This window comes from Aeromonas sp. 602200 (assembly GCF_049173895.1).
Classification (GTDB): Bacteria; Pseudomonadota; Gammaproteobacteria; order Enterobacterales; family Aeromonadaceae; genus Aeromonas; species Aeromonas veronii_A.
Genome location: NZ_JAAKSL010000006.1, coordinates 94015 through 115426, shown reverse-complemented (window position 1 = coordinate 115426; position 21412 = coordinate 94015). Strand labels below are relative to the sequence as shown.

The window sequence follows — 21412 nt, the reverse complement described above, 5'->3', positions numbered from 1 at the left end:
GCAGGATCACGGCTACTGCTGCCCCGATTTAAGGTGACGCGGCCGAATGCCCAGCAGCAGCAACACCACGGCATAGACCGCAGCCCCCAGCGACAGCAGCATGGTCAGCTGCAAACTGGCCTTGCCCATGCTCCATGCACCCCACTGAGCCAGATCCGGCGACAGATAGGCGAGCACGCCCCCCATCAGCACGCTGGCGACCAGCAGCTTGAGGCAGAACACGCCGGTATGGCGGGAGGGACGATAGACGCTCTGCTGGTACAACCCCTTGAACAGCAAAGCCGCATTCAGAGTACCAGAGCAGGCGGTCGAGAGCGCCAACCCCACGTAACCGAGCGGGTAGATGAAGATGAGGTTGCAGACCATGTTCGCAATCATCGACATCACCCCGATCCGCACCGGCGTTTTGGTGTCCTGACGGGCGTAGTAACCGGGCGCCAGCACCTTGATCAGCATCAGGGAGAGCAGACCGGTAGTGGAGGCCAGCAGGCTGGCGCTCGACATGCTCACTTCATGCAGGCCGAACTCGCCGCGCATGAACAGCACCCGCAAAATGGGCTCGCGCATCACCGCAATGCCTATCATGGCGGGCAGGCCGAGCAGCATCACCATCCGCACCCCCCAATCCATGGTGCGGGAGAAGTCCGCCGGATCGGCATCCACATGCTTCTTGGCCAGCGCTGGCAGGATCACGGTACTGATGGCCACCGCAAACAGCCCGAGGGGGAACTCCAGCAGGCGATCCGAGTAGTAGAGATAGCTGATGGCACCAGTCGCCAGGAAGGAAGCCAGCATGGTGTTGACCAGCAGGTTGATCTGGCTGACCGAGACCCCGAACAGGGCCGGGATCATCAGTGTGCGGATCTTCACTACCCCAGGGTGATTCCATCCCCACTTGGGCCATACCAGCATGTTGATTTGGCGCAAAAAGGGGTATTGGAACAAAAACTGCACCAAACCGCCCAAAAAGACACCAATCGCCAGCGAGATCTCAGGTTTGTCCATCAGCGGTGCAATCCACCAGGCCGCGGCAATCATTGTGATGTTGAGAAACACCGGCGTAAACGACGAGACAGCAAAGCGGCCGAAGGTGTTGAGGATGGCCCCCGCCATGGCGGTAAAAGTGATAAACCAGAGGTAGGGGAAGGTGATTTTGAGCATCAGACTGGCGAGCTCGAACTTCTCGGCCGCAGGGCCGCCGTGCAGCCAGTCCCAGAACCAGCCCCAGCCAAACAGCGCGGTCAGCACACCCGACCCCAGCACCCCGAGCAGGGTGACTACCGTCACTATCCCCCCCAGCGTGCCCGCCACTGCAGCCAGCAATTCACGCACTTCCCCCTCGTCGCCATTTTTCTTGTACTCCGTCATCACGGGAACAAAGGCCTGGTTGAAGGCACCTTCGGCGAACAGACGACGCAGAAAGTTGGGAATGCGATTGGCAAAAAAGAAGACGTCGGCGGCCACCCCGGCACCAAGCAGATTTGCGATGACCACATCGCGAACCAAGCCCATTACGCGGGATGCCAGCGTCATTCCGGACACTATCATGCCGGATTTGATCAATTTCTTACTCAAGACGAGGCCTCTGGAACTGTCAGAATGAAAAGAATGCTGCTAGAATCGGCCGACAGTTTAACCGTCTCCCTACTGACACACCACCGGGAGGCGGTGTTTATTTGCACAAATCATTTGACAATATGTGGTTGGAAGGGCATATTTCCGGGCCTTTTCAATACACTCGCTAAGACAGTTTTAGGAGTTTTACCTTGGCTAACATCAAATCTGCTAAGAAGCGCGCTCTTCAGTCAGAAAAACGCCGTCAGCACAACGCCAGCCGTCGTTCCATGACCCGTACCTACCTGAAGAAAGTCATTGCTGCTATCGCCTCTGGCGACAAAGCTGCTGCGACTGCCGCTTTCGCTGTTGCTCAGCCGATCATGGATCGTATGGCGACCAAAGGCCTGATCCACAAGAACAAAGCTGCTCGTCACAAGAGCCGCCTGTCTGCACAGATCAAAGCTATGGCTTAATCAGCTTCTGCTGATCAAAGCTGAAAAAACCGGCCTTAGTGCCGGTTTTTTATTTATCTGCGCTGCAATAAAGTCGATGCAGCAAACTGATCATTTCACGCACCTCATGGCTGCGCAGCGAATAGTAGACCGTCTGGGCCTCTTTGCGAGTCATCACCAGCTCATCCCGCCGCAGCAGCGCAAGATGCTGTGACAAGGCCGACTGACTCAATCCCAATCGCTCGTTGAGCTCCCCCACTGACAGTTCGCGCTCCAGCAACTGGCACAGAATAAACAGCCGCCGTTCGTTGGCCAGCGCCTTGAGCAAGGCCACCGCTTTACTCGCATTGGCTTCCATCTCTTCAAGTTGCATCACATCTCTCCTCTACCACTCATCGCCGATGATACGTGGTGACGGGTCGTTTTAAAACGACAGGGTGGCCGGCTGGATGGCGGAGAAGTTCTCCTGGCCGGAAAAGAGAAAGGTAAAATCGCTCTCGCAGACCCGCTTCACCGCCGGATGCTGGATCATCCGCTCGGCGAAGATGACGTAATACTCCTCCATCAGATCCTGGGTTTCCCCGATCAGCATCACCCCCTCCCCCTCGAGGATCTCCTCCCGATAGATAGTCGGGGCCATGAAAATCCCCTGATTGAAGAAGCCAAACGCCTTCATCAAGGCGGCATCATCAAACTCGCCAAGAATGCTGGGAGAAACCCCCTGCTGCTCGAACCACTGGGTCAGCTGACGCCCCATGGCAGTACGGCGACCGGGGATCAGTAGCTTGCGCTCTTCCAGACAGGCGGGAAAGGGCTTTTCGGGCAATGGAGCCTTGCAGAAGAAGCTGACGCCACAGCCGCCCAACCGCTTGGAGAGCAGCCCCGCATGCTGGCTGGAGTCCACTGGACAGTCGGAGAGGATCATATCGAGCTTGTGCTCGCTCAGCTGCTCCAGCAGCAGTTCGTGGGTCGATTCAAAACAGCGCAGATGGATGGAACCATCATTGGGAATGACAGAGAGCAGCACGCGGCTGGCAAGGCGCTTGGAGAGGGCATCGGCGATGCCGACGTCGAACAGGATCTGGCTCTCCTTGCGGTAGTTGACGATATCGAGCATCTCGTAGGAGAGGCTGAACATCTTGTCGGCATAGCGAAACACCAGCTGGCCCAGCTCGGTCGCCTCAAGAGAGCGCCCCTTGCGTTTGAGCAGCTTGCCCCCGAGGCGCTGCTCCAGCAGCTTAATCTGACCGGTGACGGTTTGCGGGGTCAAAAAAAGGGCTTCCGCTGCCTGGGTAACGGAGCCCTTCTTCTGAGTCATCCAGAAATAGTAGAGATGGTTGTAGTTAAGGTGTGACATCCGATGGGGTTCCCGCTTGACGCGGACTCCGGTAGCAGCTGAGTTCAACCGCCAGAATGTCATACATGTCGCTAACCGAGTCAACCTTGTTCGCGCCAAACTGCTCCATCAGACTGGCCTTGAGGCGTGCCTTGTCCGGCATCCGGTCAGCGCAATAACGCTTGTTGGAGCGCTTGACCATTTCGCCAGCCCGGCTGCTCAGCGCCCGCTCGGAGAAGGTCTCGCCGAAACGAGCCTTAGCCTGCTTGTCCCCCAACATCAGAGCACTCTCCACCACCCCGTTGAGATAGGCCGAACAGCTGGCCGAACCAGCCTCCTGTCGACACTCTTCAAACCCGCCAGCTAATCCCATAGGACTGACCAAGAAGAGCAGTAACCATGCCTGTTTTCTCATAAACCCTCCGCATTCTGGTCCCCATCACTCTTGGGGAGTGACAATCGCAAGGCCAGATAGCCAACCAGCGCTGCAATGCTGGATCCAACGAGGATCCCGAGGCGCGAGTAGCTGCCGTAATCCAGCCCACCATGCTCAAAGGCCAGTGACGCGATAAACATCGACATGGTGAATCCGATACCACAGAGGATGCTGACCGCAAAAATCTGCTTGAAGTTAACCCCGGGCGGCAACTGGGCGATACCCAGTTTGACCGACAGCCAGCTGATGGTAAACACCCCGAGCGGCTTGCCGATAAACAGTCCCAGCATGATGCCCATGGGCACCGGATTCAACAGGGAGGAGAGACCTATCCCCTCAAGGGATACCCCTGCGTTGGCAAAGGCAAACAGCGGCAGGATCAGATAGGCGCTCCAGGGATGTAACGAGTGCTCAAGATGCTTGAGTGGCGACTCATAACGCTTCCCCTTGAGCGGGATCATAAATCCGACCACCACACCGGCCAACGTCGCGTGAACGCCCGACTTGAGTACAGCAACCCAGAGCACCAGACCAACCAGCATGTAGAGGCTGATCCTGTCCTCGCCACGACGGTTCATCCAGAACAGGGTAAAGGTAGCCAGAAGGCCGATCGCCAGCGCCTCAAGCGACAACTGCTGGGTATAGAAAAGTGCGATGATGATGATGACGCCGAGGTCATCCATGATGGCCAGCGCCAGCAGGAATACCTTGAGGCTCACCGGCACCCGCTTGCCGAGCAGCGCCATCACCCCGAGGGCAAAGGCGATGTCGGTCGCAGCCGGGATCGCCCAGCCAGCACGCGCCACTTCGTCCGAATAGTTGAAAAAGGCGTAGATCAAGGCTGGAGCCAGCATGCCGCCCACCGCCGCAATAGCCGGAAAAGTCGCTTGCACCCGAGAGGAGAGCGCCCCCTCCAACATTTCACGCTTCACTTCCAGACCAACCAGCAGGAAGAAAATCGCCATAAAGCCATCGTTGATCCAGAGCAGCAGTGGCTTGTTGATGTCGAGAGCCGCGATGCGCACCTGCACCGGCGTGTCGAGAAACGCCTGATACCCGCCAGCCAGCGCGGTATTGGCTAAAATCATTGCCAGCATGGCAGCCATGATCAGAATAATTCCGGAGGCGGCCTCCAGCTTCAGGAACTTTTTGATTACGTCACTCATGGTTAAATTTTCCACCGTATTGCTTTGGTTTGAGTCTATCCCTTGCAACAACCAATGGAAAATCGTTTCTTGCTGCTCAATACAACGAAAAAACCGAAAGCAAAATAGAACATACCTGCTATAAGCAGGTTTTTCCTCGTCTCTGGCTACCGTCTTATTAATCAATAAAATGAATTTTCAATTATTTAACTGCATAAAAAAGGCGCCCTGAGGCGCCTTGCTATCAGATGGCGACGGGCGCCTTGATGCCGGGATGGGGGTCATAACCCTCGATCTCGAAATCCTCGAACTTGTAATCGAAGATGGAGTCGGGTTTGCGCTTGATCACCAGGGTCGGCAGCGGGCGTGGCTCGCGGGAGAGCTGAAGTGCAGTCTGCTCCATGTGGTTGGAGTAGAGGTGCACATCGCCGCCGGTCCAGACGAAGTCGCCCACTTCCAGACCACACTGCTGGGCCATCATATGGGTCAGCAGGGCGTAGCTGGCAATGTTGAACGGCAAGCCGAGGAACACATCACAACTGCGCTGGTAGAGCTGGCAGGAGAGCTTGCCGTCCGCCACGTAAAACTGGAAGAAGGCGTGGCAGGGAGCCAGCGCCATCTTGTCCAGCTCACCCACGTTCCAGGCGGATACGATGATGCGGCGCGAATCCGGGTTGTGCTTGATGTCATCCACCGCCTTCTGGATCTGGTCGATGACAGACCCGTCAGCCGCAGGCCAGGAGCGCCACTGAGCGCCGTAAACCGGCCCCAGATCGCCATTCTCGTCGGCCCACTCATCCCAGATGCTGACGCCATTTTCCTTCAGATAGGCGGTATTGGTATCCCCATTGAGGAACCAGAGCAGCTCGTGAATGATGGAGCGCAGGTGGCACTTCTTGGTGGTCACCAGCGGGAAACCTTCCGCCAGATTGAAGCGCATCTGATGGCCGAACAGGGAAACAGTACCGGTGCCGGTACGGTCTGACTTGACGGTGCCCTCATCGAGGATTTTCTGCATCAGGTCGAGATAAGCTCGCATTATTTCGCCTCCTTCACGGCATTACCGAACAACTGCGGACGCTTGTAGGCGGCCCAAATCATCAGGGCACCGGCGATAATCATCGGGGTGGAGAGGATCTGGCCCATGCTGATCTCCTGGAAATAGAGACCAAGCTGGCTGTCCGGCTGGCGCACAAACTCCACCAGGAAGCGGAACAGGCCGTAGAACAGCAGGAACATGCCGGAGATGGCACCGCGCGGCGGATTCTTGCGCCAGAAGAGATTGAGGATGATGAACAGCACCACCCCTTCCAGTGCGAACTGGTAAAGCTGGGAGGGATGACGCGGCTCGGGGCCGGCCTCCGGGAAGATGATGGCCCAGGGTACATCGGTGACCCGGCCCCACAGCTCGCCGTTGAGGAAGTTGCCGATCCGGCCGACGCCGAGACCGAACGGAATGAGCGGTGCCACAAAGTCGGCCACGGTGAAGAAGTGGCGCTTGGTCTTGTGGGCAAACCAGATCATCGCGGTGATCACCCCGATCAGACCACCGTGGAACGACATACCGCCGGTCCAGATCTTGAACAGGTAGGTGGGATCCGCGAGGAAGAGATCGAAGTTGTAGAACAGCACGTAACCGACACGGCCACCGAGGATCACCCCGAGGAAGCCGTAAAACAGCAGATCCGACACCTCGTTGCGGGTCCAGCCGCTGTTCGGCGCATCGGCGCGACGGCCGGCAAGCCACATGGCAAACGCGAAACCGAACAGGTACATGAGACCATACCAGCGTACCGATAGTGGTCCCAAACTGAATGCTACGGGATCAATCTGCGAGAAAACCCAATATCCATCGTGCTGCATATGCGGCCCCAGTCAAAATAAAAGCCGCATTTTCCGATCATTCGTCAGCAGGGACAAGGCATGATTATCAATCACTCTGTTTCGATTTATGACCGGCTCGCAGCAAACCGCCCAAACCATGCTCCTCCAGATAGCGGGCAAACAGGCCGCGCAGTACGTGGGGGTTGTCATGTTTGAGGCCATCGGCCATCAGTTCGGTCAACTCGCTCAGGGTGGATTGACGCAGCACGTACTTGATCCGGGCGATGTTGTGGGTGTTCATACTGAAGCGGCGATAGCCCATGGCAAGCAGCAACAGTACACCGACCGGATCACCGGCCAGCTCGCCACAGACCGACACCGGCTTCTGGTAGCGGTGGGAAGCATCAACCAGCTGTTGCAGGGCGCGGATCACCGCAGGATGGAAGGCATCATAGATGTTGGCAACCCGGGAATTGTTGCGATCCACCGCCAGCAGGTACTGGGTAAGGTCATTGCTGCCCACAGACCAGAAGTCGATGAGCGGCGCCATCTCCGGCAAAATAAAGAGGGCTGAGGGCACCTCGATCATCACCCCGAGGCTGGGGTAGCGGATCACTGCATCGCGGCTCGCCGCCTCTTCCGACACTTCCCGCCATGCCTGATCCAGCAGACGACGGGAGGCTTTGATTTCGCTGACGCTGCTGATCATCGGCAGCATGATGGCCAGATTGTCCAGCCCTTCGCTGGCCCGCAGCATCGCCTTGAGCTGCACCAGAAACAGTTCGGGGTGATCCAGGGTGATCCGGATCCCCCGCCAGCCAAGGAAGGGGTTTTCCTCGACGATGGGGAAATAGGGCAACGGCTTGTCGCCGCCCACATCCAGCGTCCGCATACAGACCGGCCGGTTGCGGTAGGTCTCCAGAATGCCGCGATAACGGGCTGTCTGCTCCCACTCTGAGGGGAAACTCTCCTGCAGCATAAAGGGGATCTCGGTGCGATAGAGACCGACCCCGTCCGCCAGCTGATTGAGGGAGATCTCGGTATCGGCACTGAGACCGGCGTTGAGCAGCAGGGAGACCTTGGTGCCGTCGGCCGTCTCGGATGGCAAGTTGTCGACACTGCGCACCAAGGTATCGAGCGCCCGCTCTTCGCTCAGCAGCTGACGATACTCGGTCAGAATCACCTGATTGGGTTCGATGAAGAGATCGCCGCTGTAACCATCGACAACCAGCATGCGACCGCCGATGTCGCCGAGGGGCAGATCGACCCCCATGATGGCGGCGACCCCCATGGCGCGGGCCAGAATGGCGGCGTGGGAGTTGGTCCCCCCCTTGAGCGAGACCACCCCGGTCAGATACTCGCGGGGCACTTCCGCCAGAATGGTGGCGGTCACTTCATCGGCAACCAGCACCACCGGCTCGCCGATGGAGATATGTTCCGGTTCATTCTGCACCAGTCGGCTGATCAGCCGCTGGGCAATATCCTTCACGTCGGTGGAGCGCTCCTGCAGGTAGGGATCCTTCATCCCTTTGAACTGCTCGATCAAGCGATCACTGATCAGCTTGACCGCAGATACCGCAGTCCAGTGCTCCTTGCTCACCTTGTTGCGAATGGGCTTGATATAGCCGGGATCGTTCAGCAGATGGAGGTAGATATCGAAAATCGCCACCGAATCCTGGCTGTAGCTCTCGCGAAAACGCAGCGCCAGACTCTCCAGATCGTGGCGCACCTCCTCAACCGCCAGCTCCAGCCGCGCCAGCTGGCTGGCATGGTCTTCATCCTTGCGCGGGGTAATGGACGAGAGCGCCTTGCGGGGCCGCCACACCCAGGCCTTGGCCATGGCGATGCCGCTGGCACCGGCAATACCGCGCAGCGGCTTGCTCCAGTCGGTCTTCTGCAACCACCCCTTGGCCTGCGCCTGGGCAATCCGCGCCGCCAGCTGGGCCGCCAGGGTGACCATGAAGGACTCTTCCCCCTCATCGAAGCGGCGACTCTCTTTCTGCTGCACCACCAGAATGCCGACCACCTGACGCTGATGCATGATGGGAGCGCCGAGGAAGGAGCGGAACGCCTCTTCGGCAACATCGGGCAGGAATTTGAAACTGGGGTGCGCGGGGGCATCAGCCAGGTTGATCAGCTCTTCCCGCTGACCCACCAGACCAACGATACCCTGCTCGTAGGGCAGGGTCACCTTGCCGACCGCGGACGGTGCCAAGCCGTCGGTAGCCGCCAGGCGATAGCGGCGCACCTCGGGTTCCGAGACATACACGGAGCAGCAGTCCACTGCCATGGCGTGCCGGGTCTGGCTCACCAATGCCTGCAAGGCCTGCTCGAGGGTATTGGCCTCGGCCATGCTCTCGACGATACGTCTCAGTTCCGTTAACAACTAATCTGTGCTCCTTAACGGGCGCGGTTGCGCCGCCCATCCTTCTTGTTGACCTGCACTGCCGGCACTGGCATCGCCAGCGGGGCAAACTCTTTCATGACCCGGCGGTAAACCTCCCGCTTGAACGAGACGACCTGACGCACCGGATACCAGAAGCTGACCCAACGCCAGTCGTCAAATTCGGGATGGCCATGACAGCCGAACTGGATCCTCGACTCCTTGCCCGAATTCAGCTGTAACAGGAACCATTTTTGTTTTTGGCCAATACAGACCGGTGAACTGTCCCAGCGGACAAGACGTTTGGGTAAACGGTACTTTAGCCAGTTACGACTGGTGGCCATGATGGTCACATCTTCGGGCTTGAGGCCAATCTCCTCATACAGCTCTCGATACATGGCCTGCTCTGGCGTTTCACCATCATCAACCCCCCCCTGCGGAAACTGCCAGGAGTGCTGCCCATAGCGTTTAGCCCACAACACTTGTCCTTCACGGTTACAGATCACGATACCGACATTGGGACGAAATCCGTCGCCATCAATCACGTGATCACCTTATAAAGGCTGAATCTATAAGGAGATTGTTCCACATTCACTCCGTGGCAGCAAACAAGGAGTGAATCCCCTGTTTCATGAATAACTTTCAATTTCAAACATACTTATAAACAAATCCAAGGATCCGCGCCCCCAAGTTGCCCACCCAGGCTGTGCATAAAGCTGTTAGCAAACGGGTATATACAGTACTTTTTAACTGTACGCGAAAAGTAACTCTTCGTATCACCACGCAACATTAAATATAAAAAATCATTATTTTTTATGAACTTGAGATAAAATAACTGGATCTAGATCCATGTTACCCCAAGAGCCTGATCCATGATCCGGATTGTGAACAAGTTCAACTGCTCAAAGATCCACCGCGGCGAAATTATCCACAGGAGTGGCACAATATCTACCCCGTTTACCCTGTAAAAATGGGGTGGCATTCACAATTTTTTGTAACATATCAGCGACTCCAACCACTTTCATCTACTTATCCAAGATTTCTGTGGATAACTGTGTGTAACATCATGCACAAACCCTTGGACAACTATTTAGAGGTCAAACCAGACCAGGATCACTACTCGATAAAATAGACAAAATCCTTTAAAATCATAATGATGAGATGATAGCCCCCAAACTCTCTGCATTTGATCTTATCCACTCAGGATCGGTTATAAAAACAGCGATCCTTCTCGGGATCCTCCCCTGTTAGAATATGGCGAGCAAGATGGAGCCAACTATGCCAAGCAATCCCCAATCCGAGCAGGAGTTATTGAGCCGCGCCTATGCCATGGCCGGATTCACCCTGGCGCAGCTGGCCGCCGAGGCTGGTGTCGCTGTGCCCAAAGACCTGCGCCGTGACAAGGGGTGGGTCGGTCAGTTGATCGAGCTGCAACTGGGAGCCAGCGCAGGGAGCAAGCCGGAGCAGGACTTCCCGGAGCTGGGGATCGAACTCAAGACGATCCCCGTGGATCCTCAAGGCAAACCGCTGGAGACCACCTTCGTCTGCGTCGCCCCGCTGATCGGCGTCAGCGGCCAGCGCTGGGAGGAGTCCAACGTGCGCAACAAGCTCTCCCGGGTGCTCTGGATCCCGGTGGAAGGCAGTCGGGAGATCCCGGTTGGCGAGCGACGGGTCGGCATGCCGCTGATGTGGAGCCCGAATGAAGAGGAAGATCGGCTGCTGCGTCAGGACTGGGAGGAGCTGATGGACATGATAGTGCTGGGAGAAGTGGAGCAGATCAGCGCGCGCCACGGCCAGGTGATGCAACTGCGCCCCAAGGCAGCCAACAACAAAGCGCTGACTCGCGCCATCGGCCGCGATGGTCAACCCATCATGACCCTGCCCCGCGGCTTTTATCTCAAGATCGACTTCACCCACAGTCTGCTGCAACGCTATTTTGCCTTGCCGACTTGATCTGCCTTATCAACATCTTTGTCATATGGTGGTATAAAAATAGACAGGAACCATTTTTAACTCACAGACAAGGAGGCGTCATGCCACTGATCAAACAGTTTTTGAAGTCCAAGCCCGAGGTCAGGGTGACCTTTGCCGTAGAGAAAGAGGCGGCTGCAGGAGCGGAACAGGTGATGCTGATCGGCGAGTTCACCCAGTGGCAACCGGTCGAGCTGAAACGCATGAAGAGCGGCGAGTTCAAAGCCACCCTCAATCTGCCGACCGACGGCCCGGGGTACTTCGAATATTGCTACCAGCTCATCACTCCGGCAGGGGAAACCCTCTACGAGAATGACTGGGCTGCGGACGACTATGTGCCTGGCCCTTTCGGGCGTGACAACTCGGTGGTACGGGTCATCCAGTAACGGCAACCAGAGAGCCAATAGACGGATACAAAAAAGGCTCGCCATTGGCGAGCCTTTTCACTACCTGTCGAGCTATTTGCCGACATACCGACACCAATTCGAATCGAATTAGTTGAGCTTCTCTTTGATACGAGCAGCTTTGCCGGACAGGTTGCGCAGGTAGTACAGTTTGGCGCGGCGAACATCACCACGACGCTTCAGTTCTACACTGTGGATCAGCGGAGAGTGAGTCTGGAATACACGCTCAACACCTTCGCCGTTGGAGATCTTGCGAACGGTGAAAGCAGAGTGCAGACCGCGGTTACGCTTGGCAATAACGATGCCTTCGAAAGCCTGCAGACGCTCTTTACCACCTTCTTTAACACGAACTTGAACACGTACGGTGTCGCCCTGGGCAAAAGCCGGGATGTCGGTACGCATTTGCTCTTGTTCAAGCTGCTGAATAATCTTGCTCATTGTCTTTCCTTACCTAGGATAAACTGAAAACTCTACTTAACGCTGTCACGCACTTCGCGGACATACTCGGCAAGAAGTGATTCTTGCTCGTCAGTCAGAGCTAGGTTGTTAATAAGTTCCGGCCTTCTTTGCCAGGTTCGTCCGAGCGATTGCTTGAGACGCCAGCGCCGAATCACTTCGTGATTGCCGCTTGTCAGCGCCTCGGGCACCGCCAATCCATCCAACACCTCCGGCCGAGTGTAGTGGGGATGATCCAGCAAGCCATCCGTAAAGGAGTCCTGCTCAGCACTGGCCTGATCACCCAAGACTCCTGGAACCAGACGCGAAACCGCATCGATCAGGGTCATGGCAGGCAACTCGCCACCACTTAACACGTAATCCCCGATAGACCACTCTTCGTCGACTTCGGTTTGTATCACGCGTTCATCGATACCTTCGTATCGACCGGCTACCAGAATCAGTTTCTGATTCGTCGCCAACTCGGTTACGCCCGCTTGAGTCAGCTTGCGTCCCTGAGGGGAGAGATAGATGACTTTCGCCCCGTCTCCCGCCGCTTGCTTGGCTGCATGAATCGCGTCACGCAGCGGCTGAACCATCATTAACATGCCGGGCCCACCACCATAAGGACGATCATCGACCGTACGGTGTTTGTCGTGGGTAAAGTCCCGGGGGTTCCAGCACTCAATCTGCAGCAGGCCACTCTTGACGGCCCGACCCGTTACCCCGTGCTCGGTAATGGCTCGGAACATTTCAGGGAAGAGGCTAATCACCCCAATCCACATAAGAAACCTCCGGCACCCGTGTTAGCGCGGGAAACTAGAAACCAGGATCCCAATCAACTTCGATTGTTCGAGCAGTCAGATCAATGTTCTTGATCACCTGCTCTTCCAGGAACGGAATCAACCGCTCCTTTGCACCAAAGGCATCTTTTACATTGGCCTCAACCACCAACACATCGTTGGAGCCGGTTTCCATCAATTCGGTCACCTTGCCCAGGTCATATCCCTTGGTGGTCACTACCGAGCAACCAATCAGGTCACGCCAGTAGAACTCGCCCTCAGGCAACGCAGGCAATAGATCAGCGGGTACGCCGATCTCGACATTGGTCAATGCCAGGGCATCTTCGCGCACATCGATACCATCGAGTTTGCAGATCAGACCCTTGTTGTGACGTTTCCAGGATGAAACCCGAATTTCACGCCACGCCCCGTTCTGATTAATCAGCCAGGGGTTGTAATCGAAAATCGCTTCGGCAACATCGGTGAAGGAGTTCACTTTAAGCCAGCCCTTGATGCCGTAAACGGTCCCCAGGGTGCCCAGAACTACAGGTTTTTCCACCTTAACTCCTTACCGTTTGGCTGATTAAGCAGCTTTGGCAGCGTCTTTGATCAGCTTGGCAACGCGCTCAGAAACAGCGGCACCAGTAGCAACCCAATGCTCGATACGAGCCAGGTCCAGGTTCAGCTTTTCAGCCTGACCAGAAGCAACCGGGTTGAAGAAACCAACGCGCTCGATGAAACGACCGTCGCGGGCGTTACGGCTGTCAGCAACTACTACCTGGTAGAACGGACGCTTTTTCGCGCCACCACGTTGTAAACGAATGGTTACCATATCGTCCTCATTAACATCTAATGAACAAGGCCCGCAAACACGCGGACCCTAGCTTAAAATAAGCCGCATAATTCTACTTGGATTCGTAATAATTGCAACCAAGCCAGCCATTTTTTGCGCAGGGCTGCAATGAAAAGGGCCTGCAACTCGCAGACCCTCGCTCAATACCTAACTCCGGATAATCAGAACGGACCGCGACCGCCACCAAATCCCGGTGGCAGCATGTTCTTCATCTGGCTCATCATTTTGCGCATGCCGCCCTTGCCGGACATCTTCTTCATCATGCGCTGCATCTCTGTGAACTGCTTGAGCAGCTTGTTCACGTCCTGCACCTGCATGCCGGAACCTGCGGCGATACGACGCTTGCGAGAGCCCTTGATGAGGTCGGGATGGGCACGCTCTTTCGGCGTCATGGAGCTGATGATGGCCTCCATCCGCACGGTGAGTTTGTCATCCATCTGATCCTTGATGTTGTCCGGCAGGCCGGACATGCCCGGCAGCTTGTCGAGCATACCCATCATGCCGCCCATGTTGCGCATCTGGGCCAACTGCTCGCGGAAGTCCTCGAGATCGAAGCCTTTACCGCTCTTGACCTTGCTGGCCAGCTTGGCAGCTTTCTCTTTATCGACGTTACGCTCCACCTCTTCGATCAGAGAGAGCACATCGCCCATGCCGAGGATGCGAGAGGCAAGGCGATCAGGGTGGAACGGCTCCAACGCATCGGTCTTCTCGCCCATACCGATGAACTTGACCGGTTTACCGGTGATGTGGCGCACCGACAGGGCGGCACCACCGCGGGCATCGCCGTCCGCCTTGGTGAGGATCACGCCGGTAAGGGGCAGCGCTTCGTTGAACGCCTTGGCGGTGTTGGCGGCATCCTGACCTGTCATGGCATCGACCACGAACAGGGTCTCGACAGGCTTGATGGTGGCGTGCAGATCCTGGATCTCGGCCATCATTTCGCTATCAACATGCAGACGGCCGGCGGTATCGACGATCACCACGTCATAGAATTTCTTGCGCGCCTGATCGATAGCGGCAGTCGCGATGGCAACCGGCTTCTGGCTTGCATCGCTCGGGAAGAAGTCGACGCCGATGTCACCCGCCAGGGTCTCCAGCTGTTTGATCGCCGCAGGGCGATAGACGTCGGCACTGACCACCAACACCTTCTTCTTGTTGCGCTCTTTGAGCAGTTTGGCCAGTTTGCCGACCGTGGTGGTCTTACCGGCCCCCTGCAAACCGGCCATCAGGATAATGGCGGGCGGCTGGGCAGCCAGATTGAGCTGTTCATTGGCCTCCCCCATCACGGTGACCAGCTCGCCGTGCACTATCTTGATGAATGCCTGACCCGGGCTCAGGGATTTGGCCACTTCCTGCCCGACGGCACGCTCCTTGACGCGCGCCACGAAATCACGCACGACCGGCAGGGCGACGTCCGCCTCAAGCAGCGCCATGCGGACTTCGCGCAGGGTCTCTTTGATGTTCTCTTCGGTCAGCCGACCACGGCCACTGACATTGCGCAAGGTGCGCGAGAGTCTTTCAGTCAAATTCTCAAACATGACGCATTCCGGTTCTTGGCGTAATAAATGGGGGGCATTATAACCCAGAGCAGCCGCGAGGACGATTATTCACCGCACCGTCGCTCATCTATGCTTCGTCCCTATATATGGGCGGATCGGCCATTGCACAACTGGCGAGCACATCTTGTGCAAGGTATACTGCTCCTCTTATATCCCTAAATGCTTGTGTAACAACGACCTGGTTATGATCGTGATCTCTGTTCTGGCCCTGGCGTTTTATCTGCTGGCCATCATCGCCTCACTGCACCTGCTGCTCAATGCCAAACAAGTCGGGTACACGCCCCTGTTCGCTTGCGTGGGACTGGCACTGGTAGCCCATGGTGCATCTGTTGCCAGCGAAGTAATGGTGACCCATTCCGGTCAAAACCTGAGCATGCTCAACGTCGCCTCGCTGGTGAGCCTGATCATCAGTTGCTTCATGACCTGCGTCACCCGTCGCTTCAACGGCTGGATCCTGCTGCCGGTAGTCTATAGCTTCTCGGCCCTGTTGCTGGCTGCCAGCGCCTTGATCCCGGGTCGCTACATAACCCATCTGGAGGCCCATCCCCAGCTGTTGCTGCACATCGGCCTAGCCCTGATGGCCTATGCGGTATTGATGATCGCCTGCCTGTTTGCGTTGCAGCTTGCCTGTCTGGACAAGCAGCTTAAATCTCGAAAAATCAGCAACCTGCCAGCCATGCCGCCACTGATGACAGTGGAGAAACGGCTGTTCCAGTTGATCTCTGCAGGGGTGCTACTGCTGACACTCTCCATCGCCTCCGGCCTCTTCTTCCTCGAAGACATGTTCGCCCAGGGCAAATCACACAAGGCGGTACTCTCCATTCTGGCCTGGTGTGTCTATGTGCTGCTGTTGTGGGGCCATCACACCTATGGCTGGCGCGGTCGCAAAGTCATCACGCTGAGTCTGATTGGCAGCTTCATCCTGACCCTTGCCTACTTTGGCAGCCGCTTCGTCAAAGAAGTGCTGTTGAGCTGACCCCACTCTTTTAGCCATACCATCCAACAGGAGCACTTTTTGGACAGTATCTCAACGAGCACATTACTGATTGTTCTCGTTATCTTGATCCTCTTATCCGCCTTCTTCTCAAGTTCCGAAACGGGTCTGATGTCCATCAACCGCTACAAGCTGCGGCATCTGGCACAGACCAAACACAAAGCCGCACGTCGAGTCGAACAACTCCTAGCACGCCCCGATCGCCTGCTGGGACTGATCCTGATCGGCAACAATCTGGTCAATATCCTCGCCTCCGCCATCGCCACCATCGTCTGTATCCGGCTGTTTGGTGATCTCGGGGTCGCCATTGCCACCTTCGGCCTGACACTGGTAGTGCTGGTATTCGGTGAAGTGACCCCCAAGACCCTGGCAGCCATGTTCCCGGAGAAGATCGCCTATCCCGCCTCCTGGATCCTCAAGGGGCTGATGGTGCCGCTCTCACCGCTGGTCTGGCTGATCAACGGCATCACCAGCGGCCTGCTCAAGATGCTGAAGATCAATCCCAACAAGGATGACTCCCTCAACACCGAGGAGCTGCGCACCATAGTCAATGAGGCGGGTAACCTGATCCCCCAGCGTCATCAGGAGATGCTGCTGAGCATTCTGGATCTCGACAAGATGCTGGTCGAGGACATCATGGTGCCACGCAGCGATATCTACGCCATCGACATCAACGATGACTGGAAGAGCATCCAGCGCCAGCTGGCCCACTGCGCTCACACCAAGATCCTGCTCTATCGCGACAATATCGACGACGTTGTCGGCTTTTTGCACGCGCGCGATGCCCTGCGACTGGTAGCCAGGGATCAGTTCAACAAATCGAGCCTGTTGCGGGAAGTGGACGAGATCTACTTCATTCCGGAAGGAACGCCGCTCAACGTGCAACTGGCCAAATTCCAGCGCAACAAGGAGCGAATTGGCCTGATCGTCGACGAATACGGCGATATTCAGGGGCTAATCACTCTGGACGACATTCTGGAAGAGATCGTGGGCGACTTCACCACCTCCATGACGCCAGCGCCGAGCGACGAGATCCATCCACAGTCAGATGGTTCTTATCTGGTCGAAGGCTCAGCCAATATTCGTGAGCTGAACAAGGAGATGAACTGGCACCTGCCCATCGACGGCCCGCGTACCCTCAACGGCCTGATCCTCGAATATCTGGAGGAGATCCCCCAGCCCAACATCGGGATCCGGCTGGCCGGTTATCCTATCGAGATCCTCGATGTGGAGAACAACATGGTCAAGATGGCGCGGATCATGCCGGCATCGTACCGGGCGGAGTCGGATTCGCAAGATTGAAAAAGGGCTGCCAGTGGCAGCCCTTTTCTATTGCTCATCGTCACTGTTCATCTTCATCATCCGGCTCCAGCACCAGCGTCGGGATCAACTCGCCAAACACCCTCTGTAGCTCGTCACGGTTGGCCAGCAGGTCTTGCAGCGTATAGCTGTCCATCACCGCCAGAAACGCATCCATCGCCTCTTTCAGCGCACTCTTGAGCAGACAGACAGAGACGATGTGGCAAGCGGGCGAGCCGCAGTCAATGCCGTCCAGATTGCCTTCCAGCGCCCTGATCACCTGCCCGATATTGATGGTGGCGGGATCGCAAGCCATGCGAATACCGCCATTCTTGCCACGCTGGGATTGCAGATAGCCCAGCTTCACCAGCTGATTGACCACCTTCACCATGTGGTTGCGGGAAACGCCATACAGGGCCGATACCTTGGCAACGCTCGACAACTCCCCTTCCGGCAGGGTGGCAAGATAGAGCAGGGCTCTCAATCCAAAATCTGTATAACTGGTTAGTCTCATAAAACCTGATTAGCGCGATGCGAAAAGTGGAGTATTGATTCAAATCAAATAAACATCTAGGATGCCACTTATTAAATGACATTTTATATGTTCAATTAGAACGAGGCCCCTATGCTAGATCAAACCACCGTTGCCGTCATCAAAAGCACCATTCCGCTGCTCGAATCGGCAGGCCCTGCCCTCACCCAGCACTTCTATCAGCGGATGTTCAGCCATAACCCGGAGCTGAAAGATATCTTCAACCTGGCCCACCAACGTAGTGGCGGCCAGCCGCTGGCCCTGTTCAATGCAGTCGCCGCGTATGCCAAGAATATCGACAATCTGGGAGCACTCGCCGGTGCGGTCGAGCGGATTGCACACAAACATACCGGATTCCTGATCCAGCCGGAACAATATCACATTGTAGGTAGTCATCTCTTGGCCACGCTCAAAGAATTGGGCGGAAGTGCGGTCACCGACGAGGTGCTGGAGGCATGGGGCAAGGCGTATGGCGTGCTGGCCGACATCTTCATCGGCCGCGAGCGAGAGATCTATCAGGAGAAGGCAAGCCAGGATGGCGGCTGGCAAGGTACCCGCACCTTCATCATCAAGGAGAAGCGGGCCGAGAGCGCCATCATCACCTCCTTCCTGCTGGCACCGGAAGATGGCAAGCCGGTATTGACCTTCAAACCGGGCCAATACCTCAGCATCAAGCTGGTTCACCCCGAGCTGGAATATCAGGAGATCCGCCAGTACTCCCTCTCCGAGGCACCCAATGGACAGGATTACCGCATCAGCGTCAAACGCGAGCCACAGGGTCAGGTCTCCAACCTGCTGCACGATCACCTGCAGGTGGGTGACAAGATCGAGGTGATGCCCCCTACCGGCGATTTCTACCTGAAAGCCGACAGCCAGACCCCGGTGGTACTGCTCTCAGCCGGTGTCGGCGTGACGCCGATGATGAGCATGCTCAACCAGCTGCTGGAAAGTGCTCATCAGGCCGAGATCACCTGGCTGCACGCCTGCGAACAGGGCGCTGTACACGCCTTCCGGGAGGATATTCAGCAAAAATCCCGCCAGCATCCCAACTTGCTGAGCCGGGTCTGGTATCGGGAGCCGGAGGCCAGCGATGTACAGGGTGAAGATTACGACCTGGCCGGCACCATAGATCTGACTGCCGTGAAGGAGCGCATCACGCCAGAGGCCCACTACTACTTCTGTGGCCCCGTCGGCTTCATGCAGGAGATCAAGCGGCAGCTGCTGGCGGCTGGAGTACCAACGGGGCAGCTCCATTACGAAGTTTTTGGCCCCCACCAAGATCTCTAAGGCGCGGGCAGCCATATAACAGAGGGAGGTTCCGGCCTGTCATGGCACGGCGGCTGGAACCGGACCCACAGGTGCAGATCTGTGGGTCATTTTTTTGGATCAGTGCATCGCCTTGGCGCGGGCCACCACGTTGGCCGGCATCCGGTTGCCAAGACGGTTGAGCAGACTCGCCGCCTTCTGGTGCAGCGCCTTGTCACCGATGACGGAGCCATGGAGCCAGCGATAGGCGTCCTCATAATCGAGCGGACTGCCCATCCCCTGCAACAGCATCTCGACCCACTCGATGCGAGCCCGCAGAAAACCGAGGCTGGCCGCCTCGCGCATCAGGGTCTCGGCTCGCACCAAATCCTTCTGTACCAAAGTTCCTTTCCAGTAGTAGCGGCCCAGCTGCTCCAGCGCCGGCGCCAACCCCTGATTGGCCGCCTCCCACATATATTGCACGCCAAGCTCGGCGTTGGGTTTGGTACAGACCCCCCACGCCAGCATATCCCCCCAGAGGAATTGATAGGCCGGGATCTTCATCACCGAGGCGCGTGCTTCGATATCCTGAGTCAGCTGACAGCGATCCTGCTTCACCTGAGTGAGGTGGCGCCCTTGCTCAATCCAGTTGAGCAGCTCGTCCTGACGATAGAGCGGCACCGCCTGCAACTCGCCAGCGGCCAGAGGTGCGGGAGGCGCAACCACAGCAGCAGGTTCCGCCGGTTTTGGCAGCGGCGCGGCCCCCTCGCCACTGCTGGCAACGGGCGTGACCGGCTCGGCCGGGAGCAAGACGGGGGCTGCCTCAGAGGTCGCAGGCGTAGCAGCAGAGACAGGGGCCGTTGCCACCGCAGCACTGCTTGCGGTCGGTACCGATGCACTTGCTGCAGGCGCATCGCTTGATACGGCAGCCGATACCGCCTCGGCACCATAGAGGGGCGCAGTGAATGCACCGACAAGAACGAGAAGGGTAAGGGGTTTCATCATAAGGATCTCCTGCTGCACTCTGTTATCGGCACCAAGCCCCATCCCCTTAGCCTGCCGGGCGGATCTCATCAATACAAAAGGGAGCCGAAGCTCCCTTGTTGGCACGGTTGACCCGCTTACTTGACGAAATCGACACCCAGCTGGATATCGGCTTTCAGGGTAGCCAGCATGCCTTCCATCGCTTCCTGCTCGAAGGAGCTCAGCTTGCCGTAATCCAGTACGGTTTCGACGCCATTCTTGCCCAGCAGTACCGGCTGCGCGAAGAAGGTGGCGTGCTCGCCATTGCCTTCCACATAGGCGCACTCGACAACGTTGGCTTCGCCCTGCAGACCCTTGATGAGGGAGAGACCAAAACGGCAAGCCGCCTGACCCATGGAGAGGGTTGCGGAACCGCCACCGGCCTTGGCTTCTACCACTTCGGTACCGGCATTCTGGATGCGCTTGGTCATGGCTGCCACTTCTTCAGCAGTGAAGGAAGCGCCTTCAATCTGGGAGAGCAGCGGCAGAATGGTGACGCCACTGTGACCACCGATCACGTTGACGCGAACCTTGTCGATGTTCAACCCTTTGGCGGCGGCCACGAAGGTCTCGGCGCGGATCACGTCCAGGGTGGTGACACCAAACAGACGACGCTTGTCATAGACACCGGCTTTCTTCAGCACTTCGGCGGCGATGGCAACGGTGGTGTTGACCGGGTTGGTGATGATGCCGATCAGCGCTTTCGGGCAAGTGGCCGCGCACTTCTCGACCAGATTCTTGACGATACCGGCGTTGATATTGAACAGGTCGGAGCGATCCATCCCCGGCTTGCGTGCGACACCGGCGGAGATCAGCACCACATCGGCCCCAACCAGCGCAGGAGTCGGATCTTCACCGCAGAAGCCCTTGATGGCGACGTCGGTAGGAATATGACTGAGGTCAACGGCCACACCCGGGGTAACCGGGGCGATGTCATACAGGCTCAGCTCGGAGCCAGCCGGCAGACGGTTTTTCAACAGCAGAGCGAGGGCTTGACCGATGCCACCAGCGGCACCCAGAACGGCAACTTTCATGATCAACTCCATGTTTAAGCGTAGGTTTAAGGTTGTTTGTTGTTGTGCGCCCAACCTTAATGGATCCCCCCATAAAAAACAATCTGATAACAGTTGCAGTCACGGGTTCTGTGAGCCACGAAACATGCGGGAGCAAAAATTGGAGGGA

The 21412-nt window shown here is 57.0% G+C and carries 23 protein-coding genes; 6 read left to right on the top strand and 17 right to left on the bottom strand.

The window, feature by feature from the left end:
• Window positions 1-12: 12 nt before the first annotated feature.
• A complete protein-coding gene (murJ, locus tag G5221_RS09735) occupies window positions 13-1575 on the bottom strand; it encodes a murein biosynthesis integral membrane protein MurJ (RefSeq protein WP_005348927.1) in 1563 nt (520 codons plus the stop codon).
• Between the two features lie 191 nt (window positions 1576-1766).
• Between murJ and rpsT the strand changes: the two genes are divergently transcribed.
• Window positions 1767-2030 (top strand): 30S ribosomal protein S20, encoded by a 264-nt coding sequence (rpsT, locus tag G5221_RS09730; RefSeq protein WP_005308808.1) that lies wholly within the window; start codon window positions 1767-1769, stop codon window positions 2028-2030.
• A 49-nt stretch (window positions 2031-2079) separates the two neighbouring features.
• Here the strand turns inward: rpsT and G5221_RS09725 are convergent, their stop codons facing one another.
• The 8 genes from G5221_RS09725 to rppH all read right to left on the bottom strand — a co-directional run bounded on the left by G5221_RS09725 (window position 2080) and on the right by rppH (window position 9678).
• Window positions 2080-2382: an ArsR/SmtB family transcription factor gene (locus G5221_RS09725; protein ID WP_100646798.1), complete on the bottom strand. Its 303-nt coding sequence runs from the start codon at window positions 2380-2382 to the stop codon at window positions 2080-2082.
• A 51-nt stretch (window positions 2383-2433) separates the two neighbouring features.
• Entirely contained in the window at window positions 2434-3366 is a 933-nt protein-coding gene (gene nhaR, locus G5221_RS09720) for a transcriptional activator NhaR (protein ID WP_005340434.1), read from the bottom strand.
• Window positions 3353-3718 carry a hypothetical protein gene (locus tag G5221_RS09715; protein WP_216954529.1) on the bottom strand — a complete coding sequence of 122 codons (366 nt, stop codon included), beginning with the start codon at window positions 3716-3718 and terminating at the stop codon, window positions 3353-3355. The genes nhaR and G5221_RS09715 overlap by 14 nt, the downstream gene beginning before the upstream one ends.
• Window positions 3719-3756: 38 nt before the next feature.
• On the bottom strand, window positions 3757-4947 hold the full coding sequence (nhaA, locus tag G5221_RS09710) for a Na+/H+ antiporter NhaA (RefSeq protein WP_005341370.1): 1191 nt from the start codon (window positions 4945-4947) through the stop codon (window positions 3757-3759).
• Window positions 4948-5170: 223 nt separating this feature from the next.
• Window positions 5171-5965: a thymidylate synthase gene (gene thyA / locus G5221_RS09705; protein ID WP_201908817.1), complete on the bottom strand. Its 795-nt coding sequence runs from the start codon at window positions 5963-5965 to the stop codon at window positions 5171-5173.
• On the bottom strand, window positions 5965-6789 hold the full coding sequence (gene lgt, locus G5221_RS09700) for a prolipoprotein diacylglyceryl transferase (protein WP_031227775.1): 825 nt from the start codon (window positions 6787-6789) through the stop codon (window positions 5965-5967). The genes thyA and lgt overlap by 1 nt, the downstream gene beginning before the upstream one ends.
• Window positions 6790-6856: 67 nt before the next feature.
• Window positions 6857-9136 (bottom strand): phosphoenolpyruvate--protein phosphotransferase, encoded by a 2280-nt coding sequence (gene ptsP, locus G5221_RS09695; protein WP_005340422.1) that lies wholly within the window; start codon window positions 9134-9136, stop codon window positions 6857-6859.
• A gap of 14 nt (window positions 9137-9150) precedes the next feature.
• Entirely contained in the window at window positions 9151-9678 is a 528-nt protein-coding gene (gene rppH, locus G5221_RS09690) for an RNA pyrophosphohydrolase (RefSeq protein WP_005340421.1), read from the bottom strand.
• A gap of 733 nt (window positions 9679-10411) precedes the next feature.
• Between rppH and mutH the strand changes: the two genes are divergently transcribed.
• Complete coding sequence (gene mutH / locus G5221_RS09685) at window positions 10412-11086, top strand: DNA mismatch repair endonuclease MutH (protein ID WP_042084339.1); 675 nt, start codon at window positions 10412-10414, stop codon at window positions 11084-11086.
• Between the two features lie 80 nt (window positions 11087-11166).
• Window positions 11167-11490 (top strand): isoamylase early set domain-containing protein, encoded by a 324-nt coding sequence (locus tag G5221_RS09680; protein ID WP_421263168.1) that lies wholly within the window; start codon window positions 11167-11169, stop codon window positions 11488-11490.
• Between the two features lie 108 nt (window positions 11491-11598).
• On the opposite strand, the gene rplS is transcribed toward G5221_RS09680, so the two are convergent.
• The 5 genes from rplS to ffh all read right to left on the bottom strand — a co-directional run bounded on the left by rplS (window position 11599) and on the right by ffh (window position 15116).
• Window positions 11599-11946 (bottom strand): 50S ribosomal protein L19, encoded by a 348-nt coding sequence (gene rplS / locus G5221_RS09675; RefSeq protein WP_005308701.1) that lies wholly within the window; start codon window positions 11944-11946, stop codon window positions 11599-11601.
• Between the two features lie 32 nt (window positions 11947-11978).
• Window positions 11979-12728 (bottom strand): tRNA (guanosine(37)-N1)-methyltransferase TrmD, encoded by a 750-nt coding sequence (trmD, locus tag G5221_RS09670; protein WP_005308699.1) that lies wholly within the window; start codon window positions 12726-12728, stop codon window positions 11979-11981.
• Between the two features lie 34 nt (window positions 12729-12762).
• Window positions 12763-13284: a ribosome maturation factor RimM gene (gene rimM, locus G5221_RS09665; RefSeq protein ID WP_005340394.1), complete on the bottom strand. Its 522-nt coding sequence runs from the start codon at window positions 13282-13284 to the stop codon at window positions 12763-12765.
• 24 nt (window positions 13285-13308) lie between these two features.
• Window positions 13309-13557, bottom strand: coding sequence for a 30S ribosomal protein S16 (gene rpsP / locus G5221_RS09660; protein WP_216952849.1), 249 nt, complete (start codon window positions 13555-13557; stop codon window positions 13309-13311).
• A gap of 182 nt (window positions 13558-13739) precedes the next feature.
• Window positions 13740-15116 carry a signal recognition particle protein gene (gene ffh, locus G5221_RS09655; protein WP_005341384.1) on the bottom strand — a complete coding sequence of 459 codons (1377 nt, stop codon included), beginning with the start codon at window positions 15114-15116 and terminating at the stop codon, window positions 13740-13742.
• 205 nt (window positions 15117-15321) lie between these two features.
• Between ffh and G5221_RS09650 the strand changes: the two genes are divergently transcribed.
• Together G5221_RS09650 and G5221_RS09645 are read left to right on the top strand one after the other, a co-directional pair.
• Window positions 15322-16113 (top strand): cytochrome C assembly family protein, encoded by a 792-nt coding sequence (locus G5221_RS09650; RefSeq protein ID WP_266134747.1) that lies wholly within the window; start codon window positions 15322-15324, stop codon window positions 16111-16113.
• A gap of 39 nt (window positions 16114-16152) precedes the next feature.
• Window positions 16153-17433, top strand: coding sequence for an HlyC/CorC family transporter (locus G5221_RS09645; RefSeq protein WP_058058355.1), 1281 nt, complete (start codon window positions 16153-16155; stop codon window positions 17431-17433).
• 40 nt (window positions 17434-17473) lie between these two features.
• On the opposite strand, the gene G5221_RS09640 is transcribed toward G5221_RS09645, so the two are convergent.
• A complete protein-coding gene (locus G5221_RS09640) occupies window positions 17474-17944 on the bottom strand; it encodes an Rrf2 family transcriptional regulator (RefSeq protein ID WP_005340388.1) in 471 nt (156 codons plus the stop codon).
• Between the two features lie 111 nt (window positions 17945-18055).
• Between G5221_RS09640 and hmpA the strand changes: the two genes are divergently transcribed.
• Window positions 18056-19249 (top strand): NO-inducible flavohemoprotein, encoded by a 1194-nt coding sequence (gene hmpA, locus G5221_RS09635; protein ID WP_421263167.1) that lies wholly within the window; start codon window positions 18056-18058, stop codon window positions 19247-19249.
• 99 nt (window positions 19250-19348) lie between these two features.
• On the opposite strand, the gene G5221_RS09630 is transcribed toward hmpA, so the two are convergent.
• Together G5221_RS09630 and mdh are read right to left on the bottom strand one after the other, a co-directional pair.
• On the bottom strand, window positions 19349-19933 hold the full coding sequence (locus G5221_RS09630) for a tetratricopeptide repeat protein (protein WP_041202422.1): 585 nt from the start codon (window positions 19931-19933) through the stop codon (window positions 19349-19351).
• A 395-nt stretch (window positions 19934-20328) separates the two neighbouring features.
• Window positions 20329-21264, bottom strand: a complete 936-nt coding sequence (gene mdh / locus G5221_RS09625) for a malate dehydrogenase (protein WP_236325211.1) — start codon at window positions 21262-21264, stop codon at window positions 20329-20331.
• Window positions 21265-21412 lie beyond the last annotated feature (148 nt).